Here is a 22,755-nt window from a genome sequence, read left to right on the forward strand (position 1 = left end):
ATCCTCCCCGCGGCGCCCTCGATCACAGCAGCACGTATTGCGTCCGTTCGCGCTTGGCGAGCAGCGGCAGCGCCTGCTCCGCGATATAGGTCTTGAAGTAGGCGCTCTCCGCATGCGCCTTGAATGCCGCTTCGTCCTGGAACAATTCGTAGAACAGGAATTGCGCCGGATTGTCCTTGCCGCGGCCGATCAGGAACAGCTTGGTGCCGGGGTCCTTCTGCGCCTCGGGCAGGAAGCCGTCGAGAATTGCCGCGACCTTGTCGGCCTGGCCTTCCTTTGCTTCCCATTGCGCCACGACCAGCAGGCCTGATGTGTTGATCGCATCGCTGATGGTTCTCGTGCTCATCGCATAGTGCTTCATTTGCATTCCTCCGTTGTTTTGCTCCGATCGAGCTTGCGATCCGGTCCAGGGCGAGACGCCGGCGATCGTCATGATCGCGGCGAATAAGCCGATGGCCGATCGTCGGGTGAGCATCATCGTCGTGGTCGTGACGTCCGAACGTTTCATGATCGCCTCCAGATGAAGTGCGCCAACCGTCTTGCCGGCCGAACCGCAACGCGACAGATAGGGGATCGTGCTGCGCACTCGGTTAGGCGACGGTCGAAATGTCGATGTCGTGAAAATGGTTCGACTTCGGTCGAAGTGTTACGTCTCCGCCTGCGCAGGACGCGCGATGGGGCCAAAACCTCGAGCAGGGTGGCCCGACCGCCGTTTCCGCCTTTGTTGGGTGGCAAGCCCCGCTCCCGGGCCATTCCGTCGGCATTGCGAGGGTGGGGTTCGTCGCATTTGATCTCGGAGCCAAACTTCGTTACCGACTAGCGTGTGGAAACGCTGAAAGTCAGAGACGTCCAGGACGTCGAAGAGATGGTGCGCGCCGCTGTCGCCGGCGAGCAGCCGCTCGAGGTCATTGGTCATGGATCGAAACGCGCCATCGGCCATCCGATGGCGACCAATGCGGTGCTCGACGTCTCGGTGCTGAACGCGGTCAGCTCCTATGAGCCGAACGAGCTGATCATCACGGTGCAGGCCGGCGCGCCGCTCGCCGACGTGCAATCCCTGATCGACGCCAAGAACCAGCAATTCGCCTTCGAGCCGATGGACATGTCCGTGCTGCTCGGCAGCGCGGGAGCCGGCACGGTCGGCGGCATGATCGGCGCCGGCCTCGCCGGTCCGCGCCGTATCAAGGCCGGCGGCGCCCGGGATCACCTGCTCGGGGCGCACGCGGTGTCCGGATTCGGCGACAGTTTCAAGACCGGCGGGCGGGTGGTGAAGAACGTCACCGGCTACGATCTCTGCAAGCTGCTCACCGGTTCCTGGGGCACGCTGGCGGTCATGACCGAGGTGACGCTCAAGGTGATGCCGAAGCCGGAAGCGGAACGCACGCTGGTGTTGCGCGGGCTCGACGACGTCGCCGCCAACAAGGCGATGACGGCAGCGCTGGGCTCGCCCTTCGACGTATCGGGCGCGGCGCATCTGCCCGGCTCTTCGCTGCGGTCGGGGACCGGCGCGCTCGCCGGCCTCGCGGCCTCCGGCCAGTCGGTCACGCTGGTGCGGCTTGAGGGCATTTCGGCGTCGGCGGCGCACCGGGCGGCCTCGCTCAGCCAGGCACTCTCATCCTATGGAACGGTCGAGAGCCTCGCTGACGACGCCTCAGCTGCGATCTGGAGCGCGCTGCGGGATGTGGTGCCGTTCGCGGCGAACGGCGCGCTCGGGGCCTGGCCGGTGTGGCGCATTGTTTGCCCGCCGGCTTCAGGCGGCGCACTCGGTCAGGCGCTGTCGCGCGCCACCGGCGGTGATGTGATCTACGATTGGGGCGGCGGGCTGATTTGGGCCGCGGTGCCGCCGGGCGCCGACGCGCGAGCCACGCTGGTCCGCGGCCAGGTCGAGGCGGTCGGCGGGCACGCCACCCTGATCCGCGCCACCGAGGATGTGCGCCGTGCGGTCGATGTGTTCCAGCCGCAGCCGGCCGGGCTTGCGGCACTCGGCGAACGGGTCCGGGCGAGTTTCGATCCGAGGTCGGTCCTCAACCGCGGCCGGATGATGCGAGGCGGGGGGGCATGAAGACCGAGTTTACCCTGGCGCAGCTCGCCGATCCCGACATCAGGGAAGCCGACAAGATCCTGCGTGCCTGCGTGCATTGCGGCTTCTGTACCGCGACCTGTCCGACCTATGTGCTGCTCGGCGACGAGCTCGATAGTCCGCGCGGCCGCATCTACCTGATCAAGGAGATGCTGGAGAAGGACAAGCCGCCGACGGCGGACGTGGTCAAGCATATCGACCGCTGCCTGTCGTGCCTTGCCTGCATGACCACCTGTCCGTCGGGCGTGAACTACATGCACCTCGTCGACCAGGCCCGGGTCCGGATCGAGCGGGATTACGAGCGGCCGCTGACCGAGCGGCTGCTGCGGTCGGTGCTCGCCTACGTGTTGCCGCGGCCGGGCCTGTTCCGGATCAGCATGATCCTGGCCGGCCTCGCCCGTCCGTTCACAGCGCTGCTGCCAACGCCGTCGGTCGGTGCGACGAGCCCGGGCCTGCTGCGGCGGATCAAGGCGATGCTGGCGCTGGCGCCGCGCAGCCTGCCGCCGCCGGGTCCGGCTGCGGGAACCGTGTTTGCGGCGGCCGGCCGGCGGCGTGGGCGGGTCGCGCTGTTACAGGGCTGCGCCCAGCAGGTGCTGGCGCCACGCATCAATCAGGCCGCGATCAACGTGCTGACCCGGCACGGCGTCGAGGTGGTGCTGGTCAAGGACGAGCAATGCTGCGGCGCGTTGACCCATCACATGGGACAGGACACCGATGCGCTGGCGCGCGCACGAGCCAACGTCACGGTATGGCAAAGGGAAGCGGACCAGAACGGGCTCGACGCCATTCTGGTGACGACCTCGGGCTGTGGGACAGTCGTCAAGGACTACGGCTACCTGCTGCGCGAGGACAAAACATTCGCCGAGCCGGCCGAGCGAATCTCGGCGCTGGCAAAGGATATCACCGAGTATCTCGCTGGCCTCGAGCTTGCGCCTTCAACGCAGAAAGGCGACATCACCGTCGCCTATCACTCGGCTTGTTCGTTGCAGCATGGACAGAAAATCACTCAACTTCCGAAAGAATTGCTTTCCAAGAATGGATTCGTGGTGAAAGATGTGCCCGAGAGCCATTTGTGTTGCGGTTCGGCGGGGACCTACAACATTCTCCAGCCCGACATTGCGAGCAGATTGCGCGATCGCAAGGTCGCCAATATTGCGCTTGTCAAACCGGACATGATCGCTGCGGGCAATATTGGTTGCATGGTTCAGATTGCCGGCGGTACGTCAGTTCCTGTGGTGCACACGATTGAGCTTCTCGATTGGGCGACAGGAGGTCCCCGGCCAGGATTGAATTGATCGACTGCCATTCGAGCATGATCCGGACCCCAGCCTTGCCCTGACGCAAACTGAAGGACCGGCGCTTCCCTGCCACAGACGCGAAGCGATCGCGCGGCCATCATGCCCGACAAGCGAAGTGGAAGGTGCCTCTCCTCGAGGTGCAGCTGCTGACCGGCAAGCGATCACTTCAATACGCGGTGGACTCAAATCAGCGGCAACAGGAGGACCACGATGGCGAAGTCGAAGAAGGCGAAGAAAAGCAAGAAGGCCAAAAAGGCCAAGAAGGCGGTAGCGGCGAAGAAGAAGTCCGCGAAGAAGTCGGCCAAGAAGACTGCGAAGAAGGCCGCAAAGAAATCGGCGAAGAAGTCAGCCAAGAAGACCGCCAAGAAGACCGCCAAGAAGACAACTAAGAAGGCTGCGAAGAAGGCTGCTCCGAAGAAGGCCGCGCCCGCGAAGCCGGCTGCGAAGAAGGCCGCCAAGAAGAGCGCTCCGAAGAAGGCCGCCGCGCCGAAGCCGGCCGCCCCGGTCGCAGCACCCCCGGCGCCCGAGCCGCAGCCGGCCCCGAGCTGGGCCACGCCGAGCCACGAGCCGGCGCCGAGCTGGGGCACGTCCGACAGCGAGCACCACTAGCCCGGACCAGCACCGGTTCACGTGATCGAAGCCGCAGCGGACGCCGCTGCGGCTTTTTCCGTATCGGCGGTCCGTAGTTTTGCGGAGACGCGATTCGCGACGATACCGACTGCAGCATGTCGAACTGTTGCTCGAATCCGATTTTGCGTGCCGCTCAACCGGGGCGGGAGCCATGAGTCTTGTGGTGCAAATGCAACACCCGTCAACCAACGTGTGGCGAGAGTGCTGGAACGCCTAAAAAGTCGGCACATGCATGTCTTTTTGGCTTCACGGTCCCGTGCATGGGCTTCAGATTGAACCCACGCGATTTAGTCGCAGTCCGTTATCGCGCGCCCTGGGGGCCACCGGAGCTGGGCTGTCTGGAAAAGTAGATGGGGATCGTCATGAAGAAACTGGCTTTGTTAGCAACGGCGCTAGCAATGATTTCGAGCTCGGCAATGGCCGCTGATATGGCGGTGAAGGCCGTCAAGGCGCCGCCGCCGGCTCCCTTCGATCCCTGGGACATCGCCTTCGGCGCCGGCATCGTCAGCGACTACGTCTTCCGTGGCGTCACCCAGTCCAACCACAATCCGTCGGTCACCGCCTATTTCGAGCCGCGCTACAACGTCAACAAGGACTTGCAGCTCTATATCGGCACCTCGACCGAAAGCATCTCCTTCGCCAACCGCGCCGCGGCTGAAGTCGACGTCTACGGCGGTATCCGCCCGACCTTCGGCGCCTTCGCCTTCGACATCGGTGTCTGGGGTTACCTGTATCCGGGTGGAACCTGCTACTACGGCGCGCCGTTCGACACCGCCGGCAAGGCGCTGGGTGCCGATTGCGCCCTCAACTTCCTGCCGAACGGCAACGTCATGAAGAAGGACGTCTCGTTCTTCGAAGTCTACGGCAAGGTGACCTACACCATCAACGACAACTGGGCGTTCACCCTGAACGAGTACTACTCGCCGAACTTCCTCAACACCGGCGCCTGGGGCAACTACTCCTCGATCATCGGCAAGTACACTGCGCCCAGCACCGTGTTCGGCACCAGCGGCGTCGGCATGTATGTGTCGGGTGAGTTCGGCCGGCAGTGGCTCGGCACTTCCGACAGCTTCTACGGCGTCCCGGCGTTCCCGAACGGCATCAAGTATGCCGACTATAACACCTGGAACATCGGCATCGGCTTCACCTACAAGGTGTTCACGCTCGATCTGCGCTACTCCGACACCGACCTGTCGAAGGGCAATTGCAGTGCCTTCACCAGCGACTATACCGCGGGCGGCACCAACAACGTGACCCCGATCAACCCGCTCGGCACGGGCTCCAACTGGTGCGGCGCGGCCGGTATCGCCAAGCTCTCGGTCGACCTGACCGCGATGTCCAACCTGAAGTAATTTCCTCTTCCGAGGATCCCGGGGGCGGCAGAGAAATCTGCCGCCCCTTTGCTTTTGCGGGTACCGGTGGTGGTGCTTGGCTGGCCGCCTTCGCCGATGGCCGGCGTTGCGAGGGGCAGCTGCTGGCCGTGGCCGCGAACCGACCCGGTCATGCAGCTACGACGCGGCGGCCTCGACCTTGTCACGCAAGGTGAAGCGGTCGCCGCCTCGGACCAGCGACACGTTGCGCTGGTGGAAGGCGTCGAGCGTCGAGCGATGGCCGATCGAGACCACCGTGGTGTCGGGCAGCTTCTCGGCGATCAGTTGGTACAGCGCGGCTTCCGAGGGCTCGTCGAGCGAGGCCGTCGCCTCGTCGAGGAACAGGAATTGCGGCGCATGCAACAGCGCCCGGGCGATGCCGAGCCTCTGCTGCTCGCCGAGCGACAGCATCCGGTTCCAGTGCGCTTCTTCCTCGAGCCGCGCCGCGAGCTGCGGCAGTCCGACGGCGGTGAGAACCTCGCGGACCCGTCCCGCATCGTAGCTCGCAGCCTGGCCCGGATAGACCACCGCGTCATGCAGCGAGCCGATCGGCAGATAGGGACGTTGCGGCAGCATCATCAGGCTGGCGTTGGCGGGGACCTGGACCGCGCCGCGGCCGAACGGCCAGATGCCGGCCACCGCGCGGAACAGCGTGGACTTGCCGGCGCCGGAGGGGCCGGTGACAAGGGTGCGTTCATTGTCGCGCAGGCTGAGGCCGTCAGCCGCGAGCAGCGGCTTGCCGTCCGGCAGGGTGACCAGGAGATCGTCGAGTTCGATGGCGTCGCCGCCTGTGGGTCTGACGTGGATGATGTCCTGCCGCTGCGCGAGCGCATCGCCGCCGCGGATCGAGTTCTCGAAGCCATCAAGACGCGCGACCACCGATTGCCATTCAGCCAGCGTCCGGTAGGCCGTGATGAAGAACGACAGTGAATCCTGCACGCTGCTGAAGGCGGAAGCGGTCTGCATCATGCCGCCGAGCTGGATCCTGTTGGCGAAATAGGCCGGTGCGATCAACACGTAGGGGAAGATCACGGCGGCTTGCGAATAGGTCGAGGTGAACGCCGTCAGCTTCTTGGTTCGTTGCATGATGTCGAGCCAGTTCCCGACCACGAAGCCGAAGCGATCGAGCAATCGCGTGCGCTCGGCCGGTTCACCGCGGAGCAGTGCAATCTGCTCGGCGTTCTCACGGGTCCGCACCAGGTTGAAACGGAAATCGGCCTCGAACCGCTGCTGCCGGAAATTGAGGTCGACCAGCGGCCGCCCGATCACATGGGTCAAGACCGTTCCGAGGATCGCGTAGACCAGTGCGCCCAGCACCAGGTAGCCGGGAATTGCGATGTCCTTGCCGAACAGATGCAGCGGCGCCTGATTGGAAAGGCCCCACAGGATGAACACGAAGGAAGCAAGCGTCACCGCGGCACTCAGCAACCCGATCCCGAGCGACAGGGTCTGTTCGACGAAGCGCTGGGTGTCGTCGGCGATACGCTGGTCGGGGTTATCAGCGGCGTCGCCGAGCAGCTGCATGCGATAGTGGTTGGCATCGTGCAGCCAGCCACCGAGATAGCGCGTGGTCATCCAGCGCCGCCAGCGGATCTGCAGCCACTGATTGAGATAGAGCTGGTAGACTTTCAGGCCGATCCAGAACGCCGCGAGCACGCAGAAATAACCGATCTGATAGGTGAAGACCGCCTGATCGCGCTCCTGCAGCGCGTTGTAGAAAACATTGTTCCAGCGGTTGAACAGCACGGTCAGAAACACGCTGGCGAGCTCGATGATCACCACCGCGGCCAACAGTCCGCGGCCTGCCCATTTGTCGTCGGAGTTGAAATAGGGCGAGGCGATGCGCCACACCGTCGCGAGCGTCGAGCGAATGTTGTTCACAGATTATCGTCTCCGGGGAAGTGGCCGCAACGGCCTGAAGTATCGGGACAATCGGCGTGATCTTCGACTAAAGTCGTAGGTCTGGCATGCAAGCGTTGGCTTGTCCCGGCGATCGAGTCAACCCTAGCATGACGACAACGGCGAGGGGCGGGGGACCTTCGATTTTTCGCGAGGATGTGAGCGATCCTTACCGATCGTTCATTCGCGAACCGGGGCTGCAATTCTTCCGACGGGACTCCCGCAATCGCACCAGCGCGCCTGCCTGTACCGAGGCCGGGGCGCTGCATAAGAATGTGGGAAGGAGCCCGAGATGAGCACCTGGAATCAAATCTACAATCCGTTGGGCAGTGCCGGGCTGTCGACGATCGCGGCCGCCATTCCCGTGGTCACGCTGCTGGTGCTGATCGCCAGCGGCAAGGTAAAGGCGCATATCGCGGCCATCATCGCCGTGATCGTGACCAACCTGATCACGATCTTCGTGTTCACGATGCCGGCCGGCATGTCGATCCGCGCATCGATCCTCGGCATCGTCACCGGATTCTTTCCGATCGGCTGGATCGTGCTCAACGTCATCTTCCTCTACCAGGTCACGGTGAGATGCGGGAAGTTCGAGCTGCTCAAACGCGCGGTCGGCGGCGTCACCGAGGATCGCCGCCTGCAGTTGCTCCTGATCGCGTTCTCGTTCGGCGCCTTCTTCGAGGGCGCCTCGGGCTTCGGCACGCCGGTCGCCATCACCGGTGCGGTGCTGATCGGGCTCGGCTTCTCGCCGCTCGCAGCCTCCGGCCTGTCGCTGATCGCCAACACCGCGCCGGTCGCCTTCGGTGCGCTCGGTACGCCGATCCAGGGCCTTGCCTCGGTCACCGGGCTCGATCCCTACATCCTGGGCGCCATGGTCGGCCGGCAGCTGCCGCTGTTCTCGCTGATCGTGCCGTTCTGGGTGGTATGGGCGTTCGCGGGCTGGCGCGGCATGAAGGAGGTGTGGCCGGCGATCCTGGTCACCGGCGTGTCGTTTGCGATTCCGCAATTCGTGATCTCGAACTACATCAATCCCTGGATCGTCGATATCGGCGCCTCGCTGATCTCGATGGGCGCGCTGATCCTGTTCCTCAAGGTCTGGCAGCCGCGTCAGCTCTGGCTGTCGCCCGCGCTGCGCGGCCGCGATGAATCGGCGGCGACGATGACGGCGGCCAAGCCGCTCGACAAGACGCCGTTGACCCAGGGCGAATTGTGGAGCGCGCTGCTGCCGTGGATCATCGTCTGCATCCTGATGCTGATCTGGGGCAACGGCGCCTTCAAGGCCTGGGCGAATGCCAACTTCGTCTGGAACTATCCGGTCCCCGACCTCGACAAGCTGATCTTCAAGGTGCCGCCGGTGGTGGCCAAGCCGACGCCGGAAGGTGCGGTGTTCGGTTTCACCTACCTGTCGTTCACCGGCACCGGATTGCTGATCGCCGCGATCATCTCGGGTCTCCTGATGGGCTTCTCGCCGCTCAAGCTGATCGCCGAATATGGCCGCACCATCCGCCTGTGCGCGATCTCGCTGATCACGATCTCGGCGATGCTGGCGATCGGCACGCTGACCCGGCTCTCCGGCGTCGACGCCACGCTCGGTCTCGCCTTCGCCGCGACCGGCGTGCTCTACCCGTTCTTCGGCACGCTGCTTGGCTGGCTCGGCGTGGCGCTGACCGGATCGGACACCTCGTCCAACATCCTGTTCGGCAATTTGCAGAAGATCACCTCCGAGCAGCTCGGCCTGCCGCCGATCCTGATGGCGGCGGCGAACTCCTCGGGCGGCGTGATGGGCAAGATGATCGACGCGCAATCGATCGTGGTCGCCTCCACCGCGACCAACTGGTACGGCCACGAAGGATCGATCCTGCGCTACGTGTTCCTGCACTCGATCGTGCTGGCGTGCCTGGTCGGTCTGTTCGTGACCCTGCAGGCCTATGTCTACCCGTTCACGGCGATGGTTCTGAAATAAAGAGGCGAGGCGTCGCCCAAACGAAGATCCCCGCGGGTGCGAGCCCGCGGGGATTTGCTTTTCGAGCGCTTTTTCTCGCGCCGCCATTCTGGCCAATCGCAGCCTTGTCCCCTACAAGGGCGGCGTCGCAATTGCTGGGAATGGCATGATCTCGATGAAGCGGATTCTGAACGGCGGCATGGCCGCGTTGGCGCTGGTTGCAGCGGCTCTTGGCGCGAGGCCGGTGCAGGCCCAGGAGGAATTCCCGTTCGGCTTCGTGATGACGCTCGATGCCGCGCGCATGCCGGGCTCCAAGCGGATTCCCTCGATCGAGGTCGGCGACAATGGCGAGGTGATCCTCGAGCTGTGGTGCGACGGCGGCAAGGGCCAGTTCTCGGTTGCCGGCAACACCATCGTGTTCGTTCCCGGCGCGATGGTGAACCGCAGCTGCACGCCGGACCGGGCGCAGGCCGACAAGGATCTGCTGGCAGCGCTCGGCGACACGACGAGCTGGCGACGGCAGGGTGATCAGGTCACGTTCGTGGGAAGCAAGTCGCTGCGTTTCGTGATCAACAGCAACTGACGCGGATCGCGCGGGCTCTCAGGGCGTCGCGACCAATCCGCTTGCGGTGGCAACGATCCAGCGATTGCCCCAGCGTACGATGGAATCGACGCGGCCGAGGCCTGGGACGACGTCGCCGCGTGCGGCCATCTTGACGCCCTCCGGCCCCTCGAGCACGGCGGTGCCGTCGCGGACTTCGACCACCGACCATCCGGGAATCGTACTCGGCCGGGTCTCCGCCGCCGCTGCCACGGGCTGCTTCGTCCCGAGCGTCGCGGCCTGCGCGTTCAGGGTGGTGGGCGCGGCGCCCAGCGCGAGCGGGCGCGGGCTGGCGGGCGTGGTCTTCGGAATGCTACCGGTGACGACGGGGTCGGCGTTGGATGCGGTCCGGCGCGGGCCCTCGCTCTTTCGGCTCGGTGGCGCCTCCGCGACGTGCGGGACAGGCGCTTCCTTCTGGGCCACCGGGACCGCGGCGGGAATTGCAAAGTCGTGCCAGTTGGCGCCGCCGGTCCATCCCAGCACGAAGCTTGCGGCCAGCGCGGTCGCTGCCAGCAGCGCCGTGCCGATCCGGTCGGCGAATGGCTCCCGCAGCAGCAGGGCGGCGTCGTGGTTTTCGCCTGAGACGTCCCAGAGGTCCGCCGTCTGCGCCGGCGAATGACCCTCCGTCACATCCGTTGGCCAGATGCTCCCAGGACTGATCGTCTCGCGGTCTTGCATGGCGTGACCTGTGTTCGGTGACGCAAAGGATGATCCCCGAAACTAAATCGAGCCTTAATTTTCGGTGACCGAACTGCGGCAGCACGAAGTTTTTTGGTCGCAGTCCCCGCAAATTGACGGGGCGGTGCGGGCGGCCGACAATCGCGACGACGACCCTGTATTGGGCCAGAGATGCACAAGCCTGAAATCAGCATCGCCCCCGAAGACCCGCGGCAGCCCGACGTGCGGCAGCTGATCGATCTGTCGGACGCCCACATGCAGGCGCTCTATCCGCCTGATAGCAATTACCTCGCCGCCGCCGAGACGCTTGCCGTCCCGGATACGGTCTTCCTCGTCGCGCGGCGCGATGGCGAGGTGCTCGGGTCGATCGCCTTCCGCCTCATCGCGCCCGGTCATGCCGAGATGAAGCGAATGTTCGTGCGTGCCGACGCGCGCGGGCACGGGCTCGGTCGCCGCCTGCTCGACGCGCTGGAGGACGCCGCGCGCGACCGGCGGATCGCGCGCATCAGCCTGGAGACCGGAATCCGGCAGCCGGAGGCGATCGGGCTCTATCGCGCCGCCGGCTACCAGGAGTGCCCGCCGTTCGGGGACTACGAGCCCGATCCACTCAGCCTGTTCATGACCAAGCGCCTCTAACTCCAGGCGGTCGTTTCCGGACGTCGTCTCCGCAAAGCGGGTCGTCGCGGCGCTTAGGCGCCGCTATAGCGATGGCATGCTCAATTTCGCCGCCCAGTATGCAGCCTTTCAGCGCCGCGACCCGGCCTGGGACGGCATCGTGTTCGTCGCGGTCAGGACGACGGGCGTGTATTGCCGTCCGGTGTGCCGGGCGCGCACGCCGCTCGCCCGCAATGTGCGGTTCTACGGCAGCGCCGCGTCGGCCGAGCGCGCCGGCTTCCGGCCCTGTCTGCGCTGCCGTCCCGAGGCGGCGCCGTTCTGCCCGGCATGGAAGGGCACCAGGACGACGGTCGAGCGCGCGCTGGCGCTGATCGAAGCGGGCGCCCTCGACCGCGGCAATGTCGCCGCGCTGGCCGATCGGCTCGGCATCGGCGCGCGGCATCTGTCGCGTTTGTTCGCCGAGCATCTCGATGCCTCGCCGCTGCAGGTCGCGCTCTCGCTGCGCGTGCAGCGCGCCAAGCGACTGATCGACGGCAGCGATCTCCCGATCTGTCTGGTGGCGCAGCGCGCCGGCTTCTCCAGCGCAAGGCGCATGAACGCCGCATTCGCAAAGCTCTACGGCCGTTCGCCTGTCTCGCTGCGACGGAAGCGGCTGCCAAACATCACGATGCAATAATGGAGATCAGCAATGGCCAAGAGCTACGGCACCGTCAGTGCCGAACAGAAACTCAAGATGAGCGGCCTCGCATTCGTCCAGGGGCTCGCCAGCGGCGCGTTGCCGCTCAACACCATCGCGCGGACGCTCGGCTATGACGTCACTGAAGCCGAGCACGGCCGCGTCGTCGTCACGCTGCTGCCGACGGATGCGCATCTCAATCCGGCAGGCACCGTGCATGGCGGGCTCACCGCGACACTGCTGGATAGCTGCATGGGCCTTGCAGTGCAGTCGACGCTCGATGCCGGAACGAGTCAGACCACGCTCGAATTCAAGATCTCGCTGGTGCGGCCGATCACGCCGGACACCGGCCCGATCCGGGCCGAGGGCCAGGTGCTCAATTGCGGCCGCCGCATCGGCACCGCGGAAGGCAGGGTCACCGACGAGAAGGGGCGGCTGCTCGCGCATGGCACGACGACGTGCCTGATCTTTCCGGCTTGATGAAGAGCCGCTGCGGAGAGCCTGCGCCGGCACCGCATCAGGGGATGCGATGCCGGCGCGGCAACATTGGAATACGTCCAGCGAGCCTGCGGATTAGAGCGCTTCGATTTCACCGAGCCGATCGTTTGCGCTACCCGAGCGCAGGGAAGTGCGTTCGGGTAGCCGCGATGCGATCGTCGATGAAACGCCGGTTCACCCGGCGTAGCCACTCTGTTCAGGCAAGCGAATGAGGCCGAGCTGCAGCATGGCGGTCAGCGCATCTTCCTGTCCGAGCTCCTCGGCGATCCGTCCGTCCCGCACGCGCAGCACGGTCGTGCCGGCGAACGTCATCTTGCGGCCGGAGGCCGCAGGCAGCGAGCCGAGCCGGAAGTCGCTGAAGGCGGGCCCGGTGTGCGTGCCGCCACCTTCCCAGCGGCCGACGACGAGATCACCTTCCGCGACGAGATCGCCGACCCCCCAGAAATTGAGATCGGGAAACGCTTCACGAAACTCGGTGATGAATTGCGTGACCGCAGCGCGGCCCTTCTTCGGTTCGTGCATCGGGTAGTGCACGACAATGTCTGGTGTCGCGAGCTCATCGATGATGCGCGGATTCCATGGGTTTCCCCAAAAGCCCTCGAACCACCGGCCTACGACGCTCTTGTTTTCCTCTGACATCGGATCGTCTCCATTTGCGTGTTGCCGGTATCGCGACCGGCGCTGTGTCGATGCACTCACTAGGCATCTTGAGACGGGTGTCGTGCCACCCGATTCCAGATCGGGCGTGGCGTCGGCGTTCAGACGAGATTCCGCTTTGTCGATATGGCGCTTAGCGTCGTTTCTCGGATGTCGCCGCGCAATCGGGAAGCGGGTGGCTCGCGCAACACGAACGCGAAAGAGCATTTGCGATCACACAGGGGAGCATCATGCGCAACTTCGATGCCATCGCCGCGCTGCGCGGCGACGGACTTCGTCCCGAGCTCGGGCGCTGCTCGATCGCGCCGCGATCGAGCCTGGTACCGAATTGTTCGTCAGAGACGACGGGATGCTTCAGTCCGGTCCGGACGCCGCTCCGAAGGCGATGCGCAACAACGTCGTGCCGCTGAAGACGAGGGCGGCGTGAATCAGGCGAGCCCCGCCTTACCGCCACACCGACTTGTCGGCGTCCCAGCGCTGACCTTTGAATTCCTTGAGCAGCGCGTCGATCGCGCCGTTGTCGTCCTTGGCCTCGCTGCCTTCCTCGTCGCTGCCGGAATCGTCGGACAGATTGAGCTTGGCGCCGGCGCTGTCATCCGACGTCGAGACGGTCGGGCTCGAGACCCAAAGCATCAGTTTGTCCGAGCTGCCGGGCTTGTCGGGCGAGACGAGGGCGGTGACCTCGTAATTCTGGGTGAGGCCGAGCGCAGGGTAGATCGCGCTTGGCCGCTTCAGCGCCAGCTTGAGCTTGCCGGTATTGGCGTTCCAGGTCGCCGAGGCGGGCTTTGCCGCGAGCGTCTTCGCCAGCACGCCCGCGATCGCAGTGGCGAGCTTGTCCTTGTTGATCTTGTCTCCGTCACGCCAGTCGGCGGCGGCAAAGCGGATGGTGCGGTCCATCTCGACCACGCCGCTGGTCCAGCCGGCCGCCGTCACGCCGGGCGCTGATTTCGCCTTGGCGAGCAGCGCGCTGGCGTGCTCGGGATCGACGGTGAGGTTGATGGTCTGCTCGCCGGAGCGCATCGCATCGCAAGTCACCGCGAGGCTGGAGGTGCCGATCTCGACCGCCTCGCCCTTCAGGCTCTTGAGGAAATCGGCCGCCGCATCGAGCTTGACCCGCACCCCGATCGATTCCGGCGAGACGTCGGTAAAGTCCTTCGGCTGCGGCGTGATGCCGTCCTCGGTGGCCTGGTTGTCCTGGAATTCCTTCTCGCTGAGATCGGAATTGTCCGTCGAGGCGACCTCCGTCACGGTCTGGCCGATCGTGATCTGGCCGCGGAATTCAAAACTGTCGCCGGTCTGCTTGCGGTTCAGCTTGACCGTGATCGGCTGCTTGTCGGCGACGCTCTGGGTCGTGCCGGAGAGCGTCTGGCCGTTGACGGTCAGGTTGGCGACGAAGCGGTCCTTGCGGTCCGAGCTCCTGTCGGCGGGATAGCAGACGTCGAGCACGGCCGCGGTCACGGTCTTGCCCTGGCGGGTTTCCTTCAGCACGACGTCGGCATTGCCGTCTATCAGGCCGTCGATCGAAGTGAAATAGCGCGTCTCGGGGCCGTTCGACGGTGCCGGCTTCGTTTGCAGCTTCATCTGGGCGAGGGCAGGTGCCGAGACGACGGCAAGACCGAGCAGCAGGAGCGGGAGCGCGCGCATACGATAAGTCCTCGAAGGGCAGAATCGGTTCCGTCGTAACTAGCAAACCTCCGTCTCATTGGCCAAAAAAGAAGGCCGCCTAACGGCGGCGCTTCCATAATCGCTGTCATGCGCGGTCGTCGGGTTCCTGGCCGCTCTCCAACCTGCCGCGCAGCGTACTCACGACGCGGCTGGTGGATTCGAGGTCCTTGATCGACAATCCGTCGGCGAGGTCGTTCACCCAGGGCAGCTGCAGGCGCATGGCCGCCTCGAAGGCGTGCCGTCCCTTCTCGGTCAGCACGACGAGATGGGCGCGGCGATGATGCGGATTGGTCTCGAATGTGACGAGCCCGTCCCGTTGCAGGTCGTTGACGATCCGCTGCACGTTTTGTCTGGCAGCGCCGAGGTCGCGCGCCAGCCACGCCACCGGTTGCGGGCGTTCGGCGGTGACGATGGCGCCGAGGATCTGCCAGCGCGCGCTGGTCAGCCCAAGTCCGGCCACCATCCGGTCGCCGGCGGTGAACAGCAGGCTGTTGAGCCTGAACAGGTCGAGAATCAGGTTGCTCAGGGCTTCGCCGGCCGGCGTTCGCTTGGTCTGCGGCATTTGTCACCATAAGTTGATCTTGACATCATGATGTCAAAAACAATATGTATCCATCGTAACGGAATGACATCATAGCACCAAGTCAATGGAGCCAGCCATGCCGCAGATGCGCCCCCTCGACCCCGCATTCCCGATCGAGCGGCAGCTCGCGGTCGATGCCAGCAACATCGTGCTCGTCAACGTCTTCACGCTCGACAAGGCCGACGAGGAGATCTTTCTTAAAGCCTGGCAGGCCGACGCCGCCATCATGAAGCGGCAGCCCGGCTTCATCTCGACCCAGCTGCACCGCGCGCTCGGCGACAGCCCGGCCTATCTGAACTACGCGGTGTGGGAGTCGACCGCGGCTTTCCGGTCCGCCTTCGCCAATCCCGAGTTCAGGGCCAAGCTCTCGGCCTACCCGGCCTCGGCCGTGGCGTCGCCGCATCTGTTCCAGAAGGTGGCGGTGGCTGACATCTGCGTCGCGTAAGTGGCCGGTAGGGCGGATTAGCCGAAGGCGTAATCCGCCGATCACGCGCGAGATATCGGCGGATTACGCTTCGCTAATCCGCCCTACGATTTGCTGGACGCTGGACGTCGCGTCAAACGCTCAACTGTGCACGAGCATGCCAACGCCGAGCGTGGCAACGGCAGCCAAGAAGGAAATGTCCAGAAATCGCAGCGGCGCTTTTGGACGATGGCCGGTCGAACCGGAAATCACGTAATAGAGGCAGTAGCCTGCGCCGAGGACGACAAACGTCAAGGTTTGCTTGAACCAGAACGTCAGGACGACCGCAAAGTCATCGATGCTGTCCAGGGCATAGGCGCCCAACGCGAGCACTGCGCCGATCGCATAGAACAGCGCCAGCGTTGACATCAGTGATTTGGCGTCGCGGGACATGCGATGATCCCTAAATCTCCATTGTAATCAAATCGCAAAAAAGAAGGCCGCCCGGAGGCGGCCTTCGATCTCGATGCGGATGTGGCGCGGGCCTAGAAGCCGCCCATGCCGCCCATTCCACCCATGCCGCCGCCGCCCGGCATCGCCGGTGCCGCATCCTTCGGCAGTTCGGCGACCATGGCTTCGGTGGTCACCAAGAGGCCAGCCACGGAGGAGGCGTCCTGCAGCGCGGTGCGCACCACCTTGGCGGGGTCGATGATGCCCTTGTCGACCATGTCGACATAGTCCTCGGTCTGGGCGTCGAAGCCGAAGGTCTCCGACTTGTTCTCGAGGATCTTGCCGACCACGATCGAGCCCTCGACACCGGCGTTCTCCGAGATCTGGCGAACCGGAGCTTCGAGCGCCTTGAGCACGATGTTGATGCCGGCCTGGACGTCGGCATTCGCGTTGGTGAGACGGCCGACCGCCTTCTTGGCGCGCAGCAGCGCGACGCCGCCGCCCGGCACGATGCCTTCCTGCACCGCGGCGCGGGTCGCGTTCAGCGCGTCCTCGACACGGTCCTTCTTCTCCTTGACCTCGACTTCGGTCGCACCGCCGACCTTGATGACGGCAACGCCGCCGGCGAGCTTGGCGAGGCGCTCCTGCAGCTTCTCACGGTCGTAGTCCGAGGTGGTCTCCTCGATCTGCGCCTTGATCTGGCCGACGCGGGCGTCGATGTCCTTCTTCTTGCCGGCGCCCTTGACGATCGTGGTGTTCTCCTTGTCGATCACGATCTTGCCGGCGCGGCCGAGCATGTTGACCGTGACGTTCTCGAGCTTCATGCCGAGGTCGTCGGAGATCAGCTGACCGCCGGTCAGGATCGCGATGTCCTCCAGCATCGCCTTGCGGCGATCGCCGAAGCCCGGCGCCTTGACGGCGGCGACCTTGAGCCCGCCGCGCAGGCGGTTGACCACCAGCGTCGCCAGCGCCTCACCCTCGACGTCCTCGGCGAGGATCAGGAGCGGACGGCCCGACTGCACCACCGCTTCCAGCACCGGCAGCATCGACTGCAGGCCGGTCAGCTTCTTCTCGTGCAGCAGGATGTAGGCATCCTCGAGCTCGGCGGTCATCTTCTCCGCGTTGGTGATGAAGTAGGGGCTGAGATAGCCGCGGTCGAACTTCATGCCCTCGACGATGTCAACCTCGGTATCGAGCGACTTGTTTTCCTCGACGGTGATGACGCCCTCGTTGCCGACCTTCTGCATCGCCTGCGCGATCATCTTGCCGATCGCGGCATCGCCATTGGCCGAGATGGTGCCGACCTGGGCGACTTCCGAAGAGGAGGCGACCGGCTTGGCACGCTTCTCGATGTCCTTGATCACGGCGGCGACCGCGGTGTCGATGCCGCGCTTGAGGTCCATCGGGTTCATGCCGGCGGCGACCGCCTTGGCGCCCTCGCGGACGATGGCCTGCGCCAGCACGGTCGCGGTGGTGGTGCCGTCACCGGCGGTGTCGTTGGTCTTGGAAGCGACCTCGCGCAGCATCTGCGCGCCCATGTTCTCGAACTTGTCCTCGAGCTCGATCTCCTTGGCGACGGTGACGCCGTCCTTGGTGATGCGGGGAGCGCCGAAGCTCTTCTCGATGACGACGTTGCGGCCCTTCGGGCCGAGCGTCACCTTCACGGCATTGGCGAGCACGTCGACACCGCGCAGCATGCGGTCGCGGGCGTCTCCGGCGAATTTTACGTCCTTGGCAGCCATTGATTTGAACTCCTGTCAGTATTTTGAACGAGCGGCTGCAGCTCCTGAACTCGTCATCACCGGGCAAAAGCACGAAGTGCGTCTTCGTGCTAGATGACCCGGCGATCCATCTTTGGAAGCGTGATGGATGCCCGGATCAAGTCTGGGCATGACAGCGGAGCGAGCGGCGCGCTTCTCGAACTTGTCGGGCTTACGCCAGCACGCCCATGATGTCGGACTCCTTCATGATCAGGAGCTCCTGGTTGTCGAGCTTGACCTCGGTGCCCGACCACTTGCCGAACAGCACGCGGTCGCCGACCTTGAGGTCGATCGGAATCAGCTTGCCGGCCTCGTCGCGGCCACCCGGGCCGACGGCGACGATCTCGCCCTGGGACGGCTTCTCCTTGGCCGAGTCCGGAATGATGATGCCACCCTTGGATTTCTCCTCGGCATCGATACGCTTGACCACGACGCGGTCATGCAGTGGGCGGAAGTTGGATTTAGCCATGACGTTCCCTCTTGGAGGCTCGGTTTCAGGTCCGGTTCATCGAGACCGGCGTTGAATGCCGGTCCGGTCGGCCAGGCAGGACGCCCGGCGCATTTAGCAATCGTGGTGCGAGAGTGCTAATTGTGTGCCGGGAAATATGGCTTGGCGCAGTTTCTGTCAAGCAAACGGGTTAAGGCCTTGGTGAGGCCAATATAGGATGGTGGACCGGAAACCAAATCGTAGCGATGACGTAATTTTATCAGACGTCATTGCTCCGCCTTAAGTTTTACGCTTGTCTGCATGACGGGTGCGGCCGGGAGATAGTTCGGGGATGCATATGATCAGGTCACTCAACGCGCGATTGGTCGCACGGTTCGCGGCTGTTTCGGCGCTGACGACACTTTTGGGGGCGTGCGGCAGCATGAGCCTGCCGTCGTTGTCGTCGAACCCCGAACCGGGGCCCGTCGAACCGGGAGTGGCCCCGGAGATGCCGGCGAGCATCCGCCCCGACGAGATCGTCGGCCGCTGGGGCCTCGCCTCGTTCCAGAATCCCGCCGACCGCGCCCGCACCGAGGCCGCCGCACGCGGCCAGTGCAAGCAGCCTTACGTGATCGGAGCCGGCCAGAACGGCGGCGTCATCATGCATCTGGCCGACCAGGCCACCCCGCAGGAACTGCGGCTGAAGGGTTCCCCGAGCGGCAAGAACTATATCGGCCCGCCCGGACCTGTGCCTGGCGAGCAGGACCGCGAGATTATCTCGTTCGACGGCCGGGTCCTGATCACCCGCTTCGTCGACAAGGACGCCGCCACCCGCTACGGCAACATGGTCTACGTCCGCTGCGCGCCACGCGCGTAACGGCGAGGCATCTGCATATCCCCCGCTAGCGCCACATCGGCGCCTCTCCCCTTGTGGGCGAGGCCGGATTGCATCGCCAGATGCAATCCGGGTGACAGGTCTCTGTCCGCGGGTGATCCTCTTGCGATTTGAGTAAGCGGCGACAACCGCTCATCCGGCGTGCTACCGCCGCACTCCGACGCGATTGACGCCGCCATTCATATTGCCGCCCGCGTTATGACGAACCGCAGCACGCGCCACCGGACGAGGCCTGAGCACGACGCCTGCCCTCGCCACGCACCCCCCCGGATACCCGACGTACTGGCAATAAACGACGGCCTTAGCCGGTGCCGGACTGAGAGTGACACCTGCAAACCCCAGCACGAGGCTGGCCGCAATTCCCGCAACTGTCACTGACTTGTTCGAAAGAATTTTCATCTGTCGCATGGTGATCCTCCTCATCGCACGTGAACCGAATGGTGATCGAGCCGCTGCAGATGCGACCCAACGCATCGTCGGTGGCAAAGGATGTGTGATGTTGATGTGGATCAATGCCGGGGCGTGCCCTGCCGCCATGCCCGATCGATTGACTTCGTCGAGAGGGCGGCTCGAGGAGCCGCCCTCTCGCGGTGCCGTTGCGCGGACTTCACTGACAGACGTACATGTGGCCGTCAGACATTTTCGTCATCGTACCGGGTTCGCAGCCGATACCATTGGCTGCCTTATAGTCTGCCCATCCGGTATAACCGTAATACGGACTGACCCCGTAGTAGGCTCGTGCCGGATAGTAAGGCTGGCCAAAGTGGGGATCCGTCTGGGCAGCATATGCATCGGTCCAGTTATTTGTGCCCCAGCCGGAATAAGCCGCCGTGGTAGCCGCCGCCGTAGCGACCGCGGCCGTAGCGGCGATCCCCGCGCCGACTCCGTACCCGTACGCAGCGCGCCGGGTGTGGCGACGCGCAACGCCCGCGACGCTCACGGGCGTCAGCGGTCGGCCCACGCGCGCCTGGGCGCTTTCGACCGAAGCCGAAATGCCGCCCTGCTCAGACCAGGTGACGGACAACAGTGTCGCACAAGCGAAAGTCGAGAGCGCAATTGCAGTATTCCTGACAATTCTTCGCGTCATGTTCGATCTCCAGTGTTGAGTACTCCAGTGGCTCCCCCCCCCCACTCAGTGATTCCTCAAAAAGCCGCAGGTATCAGCGCCCAAGAAACCCGCCGTGCATCGTCACGGTTTCAATGACGGCCGCGCCCGGGCGAAGCCTGTTCGCCCTCGGATGCGCGCAACGAGTGGCCGGCAAAGCTGTACTGTGTGTTGCGTGAAAGTGCGAAGCCCCGCTCGGGGCGACCGGATTCACTCCGGAAGTCCGATGCAACCGGCACCCAATATCGGCTCCCGGCACACGCATGACAATTTCCTCACACACACACAGTATGCGCCTGCGACAGCGGACCTGCCAGCAAATTTGCAGGTGTCACAATTGGCACAAACTGCATGCGGTCGAGACAGGGGTTCTGACTGATGTGTCACCTGACGTGGATGCAAGGAAAGCTGCCGCGCAAGATCACTCACAAAGCGGCGACCGCGATGATCCGACGACTCCGTCCGGTGATCCCTCGCGGGGCAGGACCATCGCCCAAACAAAAACGCCGGCCCGAGGGCCGGCGCTTTTCGTTCTGATTCGACAAATCTCAGTTGAACATCGCGTCGATGTCGTCCTGCGAGGCGTGGCCGGCGTCGCCGTCGAGCTTCGGGCCGTTGAGCAGGCGGGCATCGCCCTCGCGGGTGTCGACGATCGGCGGGACGTGGGTCTTGATGGCGTCGACGCCGCCCCAGATGTTCATCATCTCGTTGATGTGCTGTTCGATGAACTTCATCGTCTGCATCACCTTGCTGATGCGCTGGCCGGTGAGGTCCTGGAAGTTGCAGGCCTCGAAGATCGAGATCACGCGCTCCTGAATATCTTCGCTGAGCCGCTTCTGCTGGTCGGGCGTGACGTTGTTGGCCAGCGCGGTCGCGGCCTGGTCGATCGCTTCCACCGCTTCGAGGATCTGCTGGGTGGCCTGTTCGGTGCCGCCGACCACGGCGCCGAGCTCGCCATTGACCTTGGCCATCTCCTCGCCGTTGAAGCTCTTGCCGTGCAGCACGGCGATCTCGCGCTTGGTGCGGCTGATCGCGTCGTGGATCAGGTCGAGCTCGACCTTGAGCTTCTCGCATTGTTCGACCTGCGCGCGGTAGGTCTCGAGCAGCGCGTGCGTCTCGGCGACTTCGCGGGCGACGGCGGCATCGACGCTTTCGCCGGTGCGCTGCGCCGGCGCCGCGGCCATCTGGGCGCGGATCGAGCGAAGCTCAGCCATTATCTCCCGATGCATCGGACCGAGCTCGGCGCCGCCGGCAACTTCCGGCTCCGGCATCACGACTTCGCCCATGGCCTGCTCGACACGAAAACGCTTACGCTTCACTGACATGATTTCATTCCCGCCCCTTCACTGCCGTCCGTTCTAGCGAGAGGTGATTTAACGTCAGGTTCACGCGGGAACAGTTTGCGCCGAGTGCGCACAGCCGCCGCGATACCGGCGATTAACCATCTCGCCGCGGCGTTCACGCAAAATAAACGCTGTCCGGCAAAACCGCGCGGCATCGTCGAGATGGTGAATCGAAACGGCCGATCCGTTTACCAAACCGATGCGGTTTTCATTGCTTATTGACCACGTGCAACGGCGCATGTGCGCTCCGTCCACGTCACACGTCACGACGAAACCAGTACAGAGTACGTCGATGTTCAGGAAAACCACGCTTGCGCTGCTCGCCGGCGCTTCTTCGCTTATTGCCGTCCCCCATCATGCCATGGCGATCGACGCGTCGGCTCAGCCCGAGCCCAACGTGATCTACGCCAACCAGGGCGCGCCGCAGCCGCCGATGCGCACCGCCTATGCGCAGCCGCAACGCTCCAATATGGGCGGCGGCTTCATCGAATTCCTGTTCGGCGATGCGCCATCGTCGCAGGGTTATTCGCGAGAGCCGATGTATCAGCAGCAGCCGGCCTATTACGGCAACCGCCAGGGGCTGCCGCCGATGGATCCGCAGCAGCAGATGATCCGTCAGCAGGAAGAAGCTGCGGGCGATCCGACGCAGCGTCCGTTCGATCCGAGATATGAAAAGCAGCTGGTCGATTACAGCGGCAAGGAAGGCGCCGGCACCATCGTCGTCGATACGCCGAACAAGTTCCTCTATCTGGTGAAGGGCGACGGCCGCGCGCTGCGCTACGGCATCGGCGTCGGACGGCCCGGCTTCACCTGGGCCGGCGTCAAGACGATCTCGGCGAAGAAGGAATGGCCGGCCTGGACGCCGCCGCCGGAAATGCTGGCGCGCCGTCCCGATCTGCCGCGGCACATGGAAGGCGGCCCGGAGAATCCGCTCGGGGCGCGGGCGATGTATCTCGGCTCCTCGCTCTACCGCATCCATGGCTCCAACGAGCCCTGGACGATCGGCACCAACGTGTCGTCCGGCTGCATCCGGATGCGCAACGAGGACGTGATCGACCTCTACGGCCGCGTCAATGTCGGCGCCAAGGTCGTCGTGATGTAAGCGTGGTTTTGAAGCAGCTGCCCCAAGGATGGTTTCGTCCCGGCGAAAGCCGGGACGATGGAATCAAAACGGCCGCTC

At 64.4% G+C, this 22,755-nt stretch carries 24 protein-coding genes; 12 read left to right on the forward strand and 12 right to left on the reverse strand.

Annotation, left to right across the window (positions count from 1 at the left end):
* Nucleotides 1–22: 22 nt before the first annotated feature.
* The gene (locus tag HAP47_RS08765; protein ID WP_231168814.1) at nt 23–508 is read right to left on the reverse strand and encodes a putative quinol monooxygenase; all 486 of its coding nucleotides are present in this window, start codon (nt 506–508) and stop codon (nt 23–25) included.
* 315 nt (nt 509–823) lie between these two features.
* Here HAP47_RS08765 and HAP47_RS08770 point away from each other — a divergent pair, with 315 nt between their 5' ends.
* From HAP47_RS08770 to HAP47_RS08785, 4 genes are all read left to right on the forward strand, one after another.
* Nucleotides 824–2,062, forward strand: a complete 1,239-nt coding sequence (locus tag HAP47_RS08770) for an FAD-binding protein (protein WP_173638595.1) — start codon at nt 824–826, stop codon at nt 2,060–2,062.
* Entirely contained in the window at nt 2,059–3,375 is a 1,317-nt protein-coding gene (gene glcF, locus HAP47_RS08775) for a glycolate oxidase subunit GlcF (RefSeq protein ID WP_173638594.1), read from the forward strand. Before HAP47_RS08770 ends, glcF begins: the two co-directional genes overlap by 4 nt.
* Before the next feature lie 213 nt (nt 3,376–3,588).
* Nucleotides 3,589–3,987, forward strand: coding sequence for a histone (locus HAP47_RS08780; RefSeq protein ID WP_173638593.1), 399 nt, complete (start codon nt 3,589–3,591; stop codon nt 3,985–3,987).
* Nucleotides 3,988–4,370: 383 nt separating this feature from the next.
* Nucleotides 4,371–5,360, forward strand: coding sequence for a TorF family putative porin (locus HAP47_RS08785; RefSeq protein ID WP_173638592.1), 990 nt, complete (start codon nt 4,371–4,373; stop codon nt 5,358–5,360).
* A gap of 156 nt (nt 5,361–5,516) precedes the next feature.
* On the opposite strand, the gene HAP47_RS08790 is transcribed toward HAP47_RS08785, so the two are convergent.
* Nucleotides 5,517–7,259: an ABC transporter ATP-binding protein/permease gene (locus tag HAP47_RS08790; protein ID WP_173638591.1), complete on the reverse strand. Its 1,743-nt coding sequence runs from the start codon at nt 7,257–7,259 to the stop codon at nt 5,517–5,519.
* A 310-nt stretch (nt 7,260–7,569) separates the two neighbouring features.
* Here HAP47_RS08790 and HAP47_RS08795 point away from each other — a divergent pair, with 310 nt between their 5' ends.
* Both HAP47_RS08795 and HAP47_RS08800 read left to right on the forward strand, forming a co-directional pair.
* Nucleotides 7,570–9,240, forward strand: a complete 1,671-nt coding sequence (locus HAP47_RS08795) for an L-lactate permease (protein WP_173638590.1) — start codon at nt 7,570–7,572, stop codon at nt 9,238–9,240.
* 145 nt (nt 9,241–9,385) lie between these two features.
* The gene (locus HAP47_RS08800) at nt 9,386–9,802 is read left to right on the forward strand and encodes an META domain-containing protein (protein ID WP_173638589.1); all 417 of its coding nucleotides are present in this window, start codon (nt 9,386–9,388) and stop codon (nt 9,800–9,802) included.
* An 18-nt stretch (nt 9,803–9,820) separates the two neighbouring features.
* Here HAP47_RS08800 and HAP47_RS08805 read toward each other — a convergent pair whose 3' ends face one another.
* A complete protein-coding gene (locus HAP47_RS08805) occupies nt 9,821–10,450 on the reverse strand; it encodes a hypothetical protein (RefSeq protein WP_173638588.1) in 630 nt (209 codons plus the stop codon).
* A gap of 219 nt (nt 10,451–10,669) precedes the next feature.
* On the opposite strand from HAP47_RS08805, the gene HAP47_RS08810 reads away from it, so the two are divergent.
* The 3 genes from HAP47_RS08810 to HAP47_RS08820 all read left to right on the forward strand — a co-directional run bounded on the left by HAP47_RS08810 (nt 10,670) and on the right by HAP47_RS08820 (nt 12,269).
* Nucleotides 10,670–11,134: a GNAT family N-acetyltransferase gene (locus tag HAP47_RS08810; RefSeq protein ID WP_173638587.1), complete on the forward strand. Its 465-nt coding sequence runs from the start codon at nt 10,670–10,672 to the stop codon at nt 11,132–11,134.
* 76 nt (nt 11,135–11,210) lie between these two features.
* Nucleotides 11,211–11,789, forward strand: a complete 579-nt coding sequence (locus HAP47_RS08815) for a bifunctional transcriptional activator/DNA repair enzyme AdaA (protein ID WP_173638586.1) — start codon at nt 11,211–11,213, stop codon at nt 11,787–11,789.
* A gap of 12 nt (nt 11,790–11,801) precedes the next feature.
* Nucleotides 11,802–12,269 carry a PaaI family thioesterase gene (locus HAP47_RS08820; RefSeq protein WP_092124048.1) on the forward strand — a complete coding sequence of 156 codons (468 nt, stop codon included), beginning with the start codon at nt 11,802–11,804 and terminating at the stop codon, nt 12,267–12,269.
* Between the two features lie 192 nt (nt 12,270–12,461).
* Here the strand turns inward: HAP47_RS08820 and HAP47_RS08825 are convergent, their stop codons facing one another.
* The 3 genes from HAP47_RS08825 to HAP47_RS08835 form a co-directional block, all read right to left on the reverse strand.
* Complete coding sequence (locus HAP47_RS08825; protein WP_371821750.1) at nt 12,462–13,151, reverse strand: ester cyclase; 690 nt, start codon at nt 13,149–13,151, stop codon at nt 12,462–12,464.
* A 237-nt stretch (nt 13,152–13,388) separates the two neighbouring features.
* On the reverse strand, nt 13,389–14,588 hold the full coding sequence (locus HAP47_RS08830; RefSeq protein ID WP_173638585.1) for a hypothetical protein: 1,200 nt from the start codon (nt 14,586–14,588) through the stop codon (nt 13,389–13,391).
* Nucleotides 14,589–14,694: 106 nt separating this feature from the next.
* Entirely contained in the window at nt 14,695–15,171 is a 477-nt protein-coding gene (locus tag HAP47_RS08835) for a MarR family winged helix-turn-helix transcriptional regulator (RefSeq protein WP_173638584.1), read from the reverse strand.
* A 97-nt stretch (nt 15,172–15,268) separates the two neighbouring features.
* Here HAP47_RS08835 and HAP47_RS08840 point away from each other — a divergent pair, with 97 nt between their 5' ends.
* A complete protein-coding gene (locus HAP47_RS08840) occupies nt 15,269–15,637 on the forward strand; it encodes an antibiotic biosynthesis monooxygenase family protein (protein WP_173638583.1) in 369 nt (122 codons plus the stop codon).
* A 120-nt stretch (nt 15,638–15,757) separates the two neighbouring features.
* Here HAP47_RS08840 and HAP47_RS08845 read toward each other — a convergent pair whose 3' ends face one another.
* The 3 genes from HAP47_RS08845 to HAP47_RS08855 form a co-directional block, all read right to left on the reverse strand.
* Nucleotides 15,758–16,048 carry a hypothetical protein gene (locus HAP47_RS08845; protein WP_173638582.1) on the reverse strand — a complete coding sequence of 97 codons (291 nt, stop codon included), beginning with the start codon at nt 16,046–16,048 and terminating at the stop codon, nt 15,758–15,760.
* A 92-nt stretch (nt 16,049–16,140) separates the two neighbouring features.
* Nucleotides 16,141–17,787, reverse strand: coding sequence for a chaperonin GroEL (groL, locus tag HAP47_RS08850; protein WP_173638581.1), 1,647 nt, complete (start codon nt 17,785–17,787; stop codon nt 16,141–16,143).
* A gap of 190 nt (nt 17,788–17,977) precedes the next feature.
* Nucleotides 17,978–18,274, reverse strand: a complete 297-nt coding sequence (locus HAP47_RS08855) for a co-chaperone GroES (RefSeq protein WP_173638580.1) — start codon at nt 18,272–18,274, stop codon at nt 17,978–17,980.
* A gap of 316 nt (nt 18,275–18,590) precedes the next feature.
* On the opposite strand from HAP47_RS08855, the gene HAP47_RS08860 reads away from it, so the two are divergent.
* Nucleotides 18,591–19,109: a hypothetical protein gene (locus tag HAP47_RS08860; protein WP_173638579.1), complete on the forward strand. Its 519-nt coding sequence runs from the start codon at nt 18,591–18,593 to the stop codon at nt 19,107–19,109.
* Between the two features lie 162 nt (nt 19,110–19,271).
* Here the strand turns inward: HAP47_RS08860 and HAP47_RS08865 are convergent, their stop codons facing one another.
* The 3 genes from HAP47_RS08865 to HAP47_RS08875 all read right to left on the reverse strand — a co-directional run bounded on the left by HAP47_RS08865 (nt 19,272) and on the right by HAP47_RS08875 (nt 21,557).
* The gene (locus tag HAP47_RS08865; protein ID WP_231168815.1) at nt 19,272–19,535 is read right to left on the reverse strand and encodes a hypothetical protein; all 264 of its coding nucleotides are present in this window, start codon (nt 19,533–19,535) and stop codon (nt 19,272–19,274) included.
* A gap of 199 nt (nt 19,536–19,734) precedes the next feature.
* A complete protein-coding gene (locus HAP47_RS08870; protein WP_231168816.1) occupies nt 19,735–20,214 on the reverse strand; it encodes a hypothetical protein in 480 nt (159 codons plus the stop codon).
* 566 nt (nt 20,215–20,780) lie between these two features.
* The gene (locus tag HAP47_RS08875; protein WP_173638578.1) at nt 20,781–21,557 is read right to left on the reverse strand and encodes a protein phosphatase CheZ; all 777 of its coding nucleotides are present in this window, start codon (nt 21,555–21,557) and stop codon (nt 20,781–20,783) included.
* A 310-nt stretch (nt 21,558–21,867) separates the two neighbouring features.
* Here HAP47_RS08875 and HAP47_RS08880 point away from each other — a divergent pair, with 310 nt between their 5' ends.
* The gene (locus HAP47_RS08880) at nt 21,868–22,677 is read left to right on the forward strand and encodes a L,D-transpeptidase (protein ID WP_173638577.1); all 810 of its coding nucleotides are present in this window, start codon (nt 21,868–21,870) and stop codon (nt 22,675–22,677) included.
* The last annotated feature ends 78 nt before the right edge of the window (nt 22,678–22,755 follow it).

The organism is Bradyrhizobium sp. 41S5, assembly GCF_011516665.3.
GTDB lineage: Bacteria > Pseudomonadota > Alphaproteobacteria > Rhizobiales > Xanthobacteraceae > Bradyrhizobium > Bradyrhizobium quebecense.

What these genes read in the sequence shown, in the direction of transcription:
- HAP47_RS08795 (WP_173638590.1), top strand. Translation starts at nt 7,570, where the DNA reads ATGAGCACCTGGAATCAAATCTACAATCCGTTGGGCAGTGCCGGGCTG.
- HAP47_RS08800 (WP_173638589.1), top strand. Translation starts at nt 9,386, where the DNA reads ATGATCTCGATGAAGCGGATTCTGAACGGCGGCATGGCCGCGTTGGCG.
- HAP47_RS08825 (WP_371821750.1), bottom strand. Translation starts at nt 13,151, where the DNA reads ATGCTCTTTCGCGTTCGTGTTGCGCGAGCCACCCGCTTCCCGATTGCG.
- HAP47_RS08815 (WP_173638586.1), top strand. Translation starts at nt 11,211, where the DNA reads ATGCTCAATTTCGCCGCCCAGTATGCAGCCTTTCAGCGCCGCGACCCG.
- HAP47_RS08830 (WP_173638585.1), bottom strand. Translation starts at nt 14,588, where the DNA reads ATGCGCGCGCTCCCGCTCCTGCTGCTCGGTCTTGCCGTCGTCTCGGCA.
- HAP47_RS08780 (WP_173638593.1), top strand. Translation starts at nt 3,589, where the DNA reads ATGGCGAAGTCGAAGAAGGCGAAGAAAAGCAAGAAGGCCAAAAAGGCC.
- HAP47_RS08840 (WP_173638583.1), top strand. Translation starts at nt 15,269, where the DNA reads ATGCCGCAGATGCGCCCCCTCGACCCCGCATTCCCGATCGAGCGGCAG.
- HAP47_RS08875 (WP_173638578.1), bottom strand. Translation starts at nt 21,557, where the DNA reads ATGTCAGTGAAGCGTAAGCGTTTTCGTGTCGAGCAGGCCATGGGCGAA.
- HAP47_RS08785 (WP_173638592.1), top strand. Translation starts at nt 4,371, where the DNA reads ATGAAGAAACTGGCTTTGTTAGCAACGGCGCTAGCAATGATTTCGAGC.
- HAP47_RS08820 (WP_092124048.1), top strand. Translation starts at nt 11,802, where the DNA reads ATGGCCAAGAGCTACGGCACCGTCAGTGCCGAACAGAAACTCAAGATG.
- HAP47_RS08845 (WP_173638582.1), bottom strand. Translation starts at nt 16,048, where the DNA reads ATGTCCCGCGACGCCAAATCACTGATGTCAACGCTGGCGCTGTTCTAT.
- HAP47_RS08860 (WP_173638579.1), top strand. Translation starts at nt 18,591, where the DNA reads ATGATCAGGTCACTCAACGCGCGATTGGTCGCACGGTTCGCGGCTGTT.
- groL (WP_173638581.1), bottom strand. Translation starts at nt 17,787, where the DNA reads ATGGCTGCCAAGGACGTAAAATTCGCCGGAGACGCCCGCGACCGCATG.
- HAP47_RS08810 (WP_173638587.1), top strand. Translation starts at nt 10,670, where the DNA reads ATGCACAAGCCTGAAATCAGCATCGCCCCCGAAGACCCGCGGCAGCCC.
- HAP47_RS08765 (WP_231168814.1), bottom strand. Translation starts at nt 508, where the DNA reads ATGAAACGTTCGGACGTCACGACCACGACGATGATGCTCACCCGACGA.
- HAP47_RS08865 (WP_231168815.1), bottom strand. Translation starts at nt 19,535, where the DNA reads ATGCGACAGATGAAAATTCTTTCGAACAAGTCAGTGACAGTTGCGGGA.
- HAP47_RS08835 (WP_173638584.1), bottom strand. Translation starts at nt 15,171, where the DNA reads ATGCCGCAGACCAAGCGAACGCCGGCCGGCGAAGCCCTGAGCAACCTG.
- glcF (WP_173638594.1), top strand. Translation starts at nt 2,059, where the DNA reads ATGAAGACCGAGTTTACCCTGGCGCAGCTCGCCGATCCCGACATCAGG.
- HAP47_RS08870 (WP_231168816.1), bottom strand. Translation starts at nt 20,214, where the DNA reads ATGACGCGAAGAATTGTCAGGAATACTGCAATTGCGCTCTCGACTTTC.
- HAP47_RS08855 (WP_173638580.1), bottom strand. Translation starts at nt 18,274, where the DNA reads ATGGCTAAATCCAACTTCCGCCCACTGCATGACCGCGTCGTGGTCAAG.
- HAP47_RS08880 (WP_173638577.1), top strand. Translation starts at nt 21,868, where the DNA reads ATGTTCAGGAAAACCACGCTTGCGCTGCTCGCCGGCGCTTCTTCGCTT.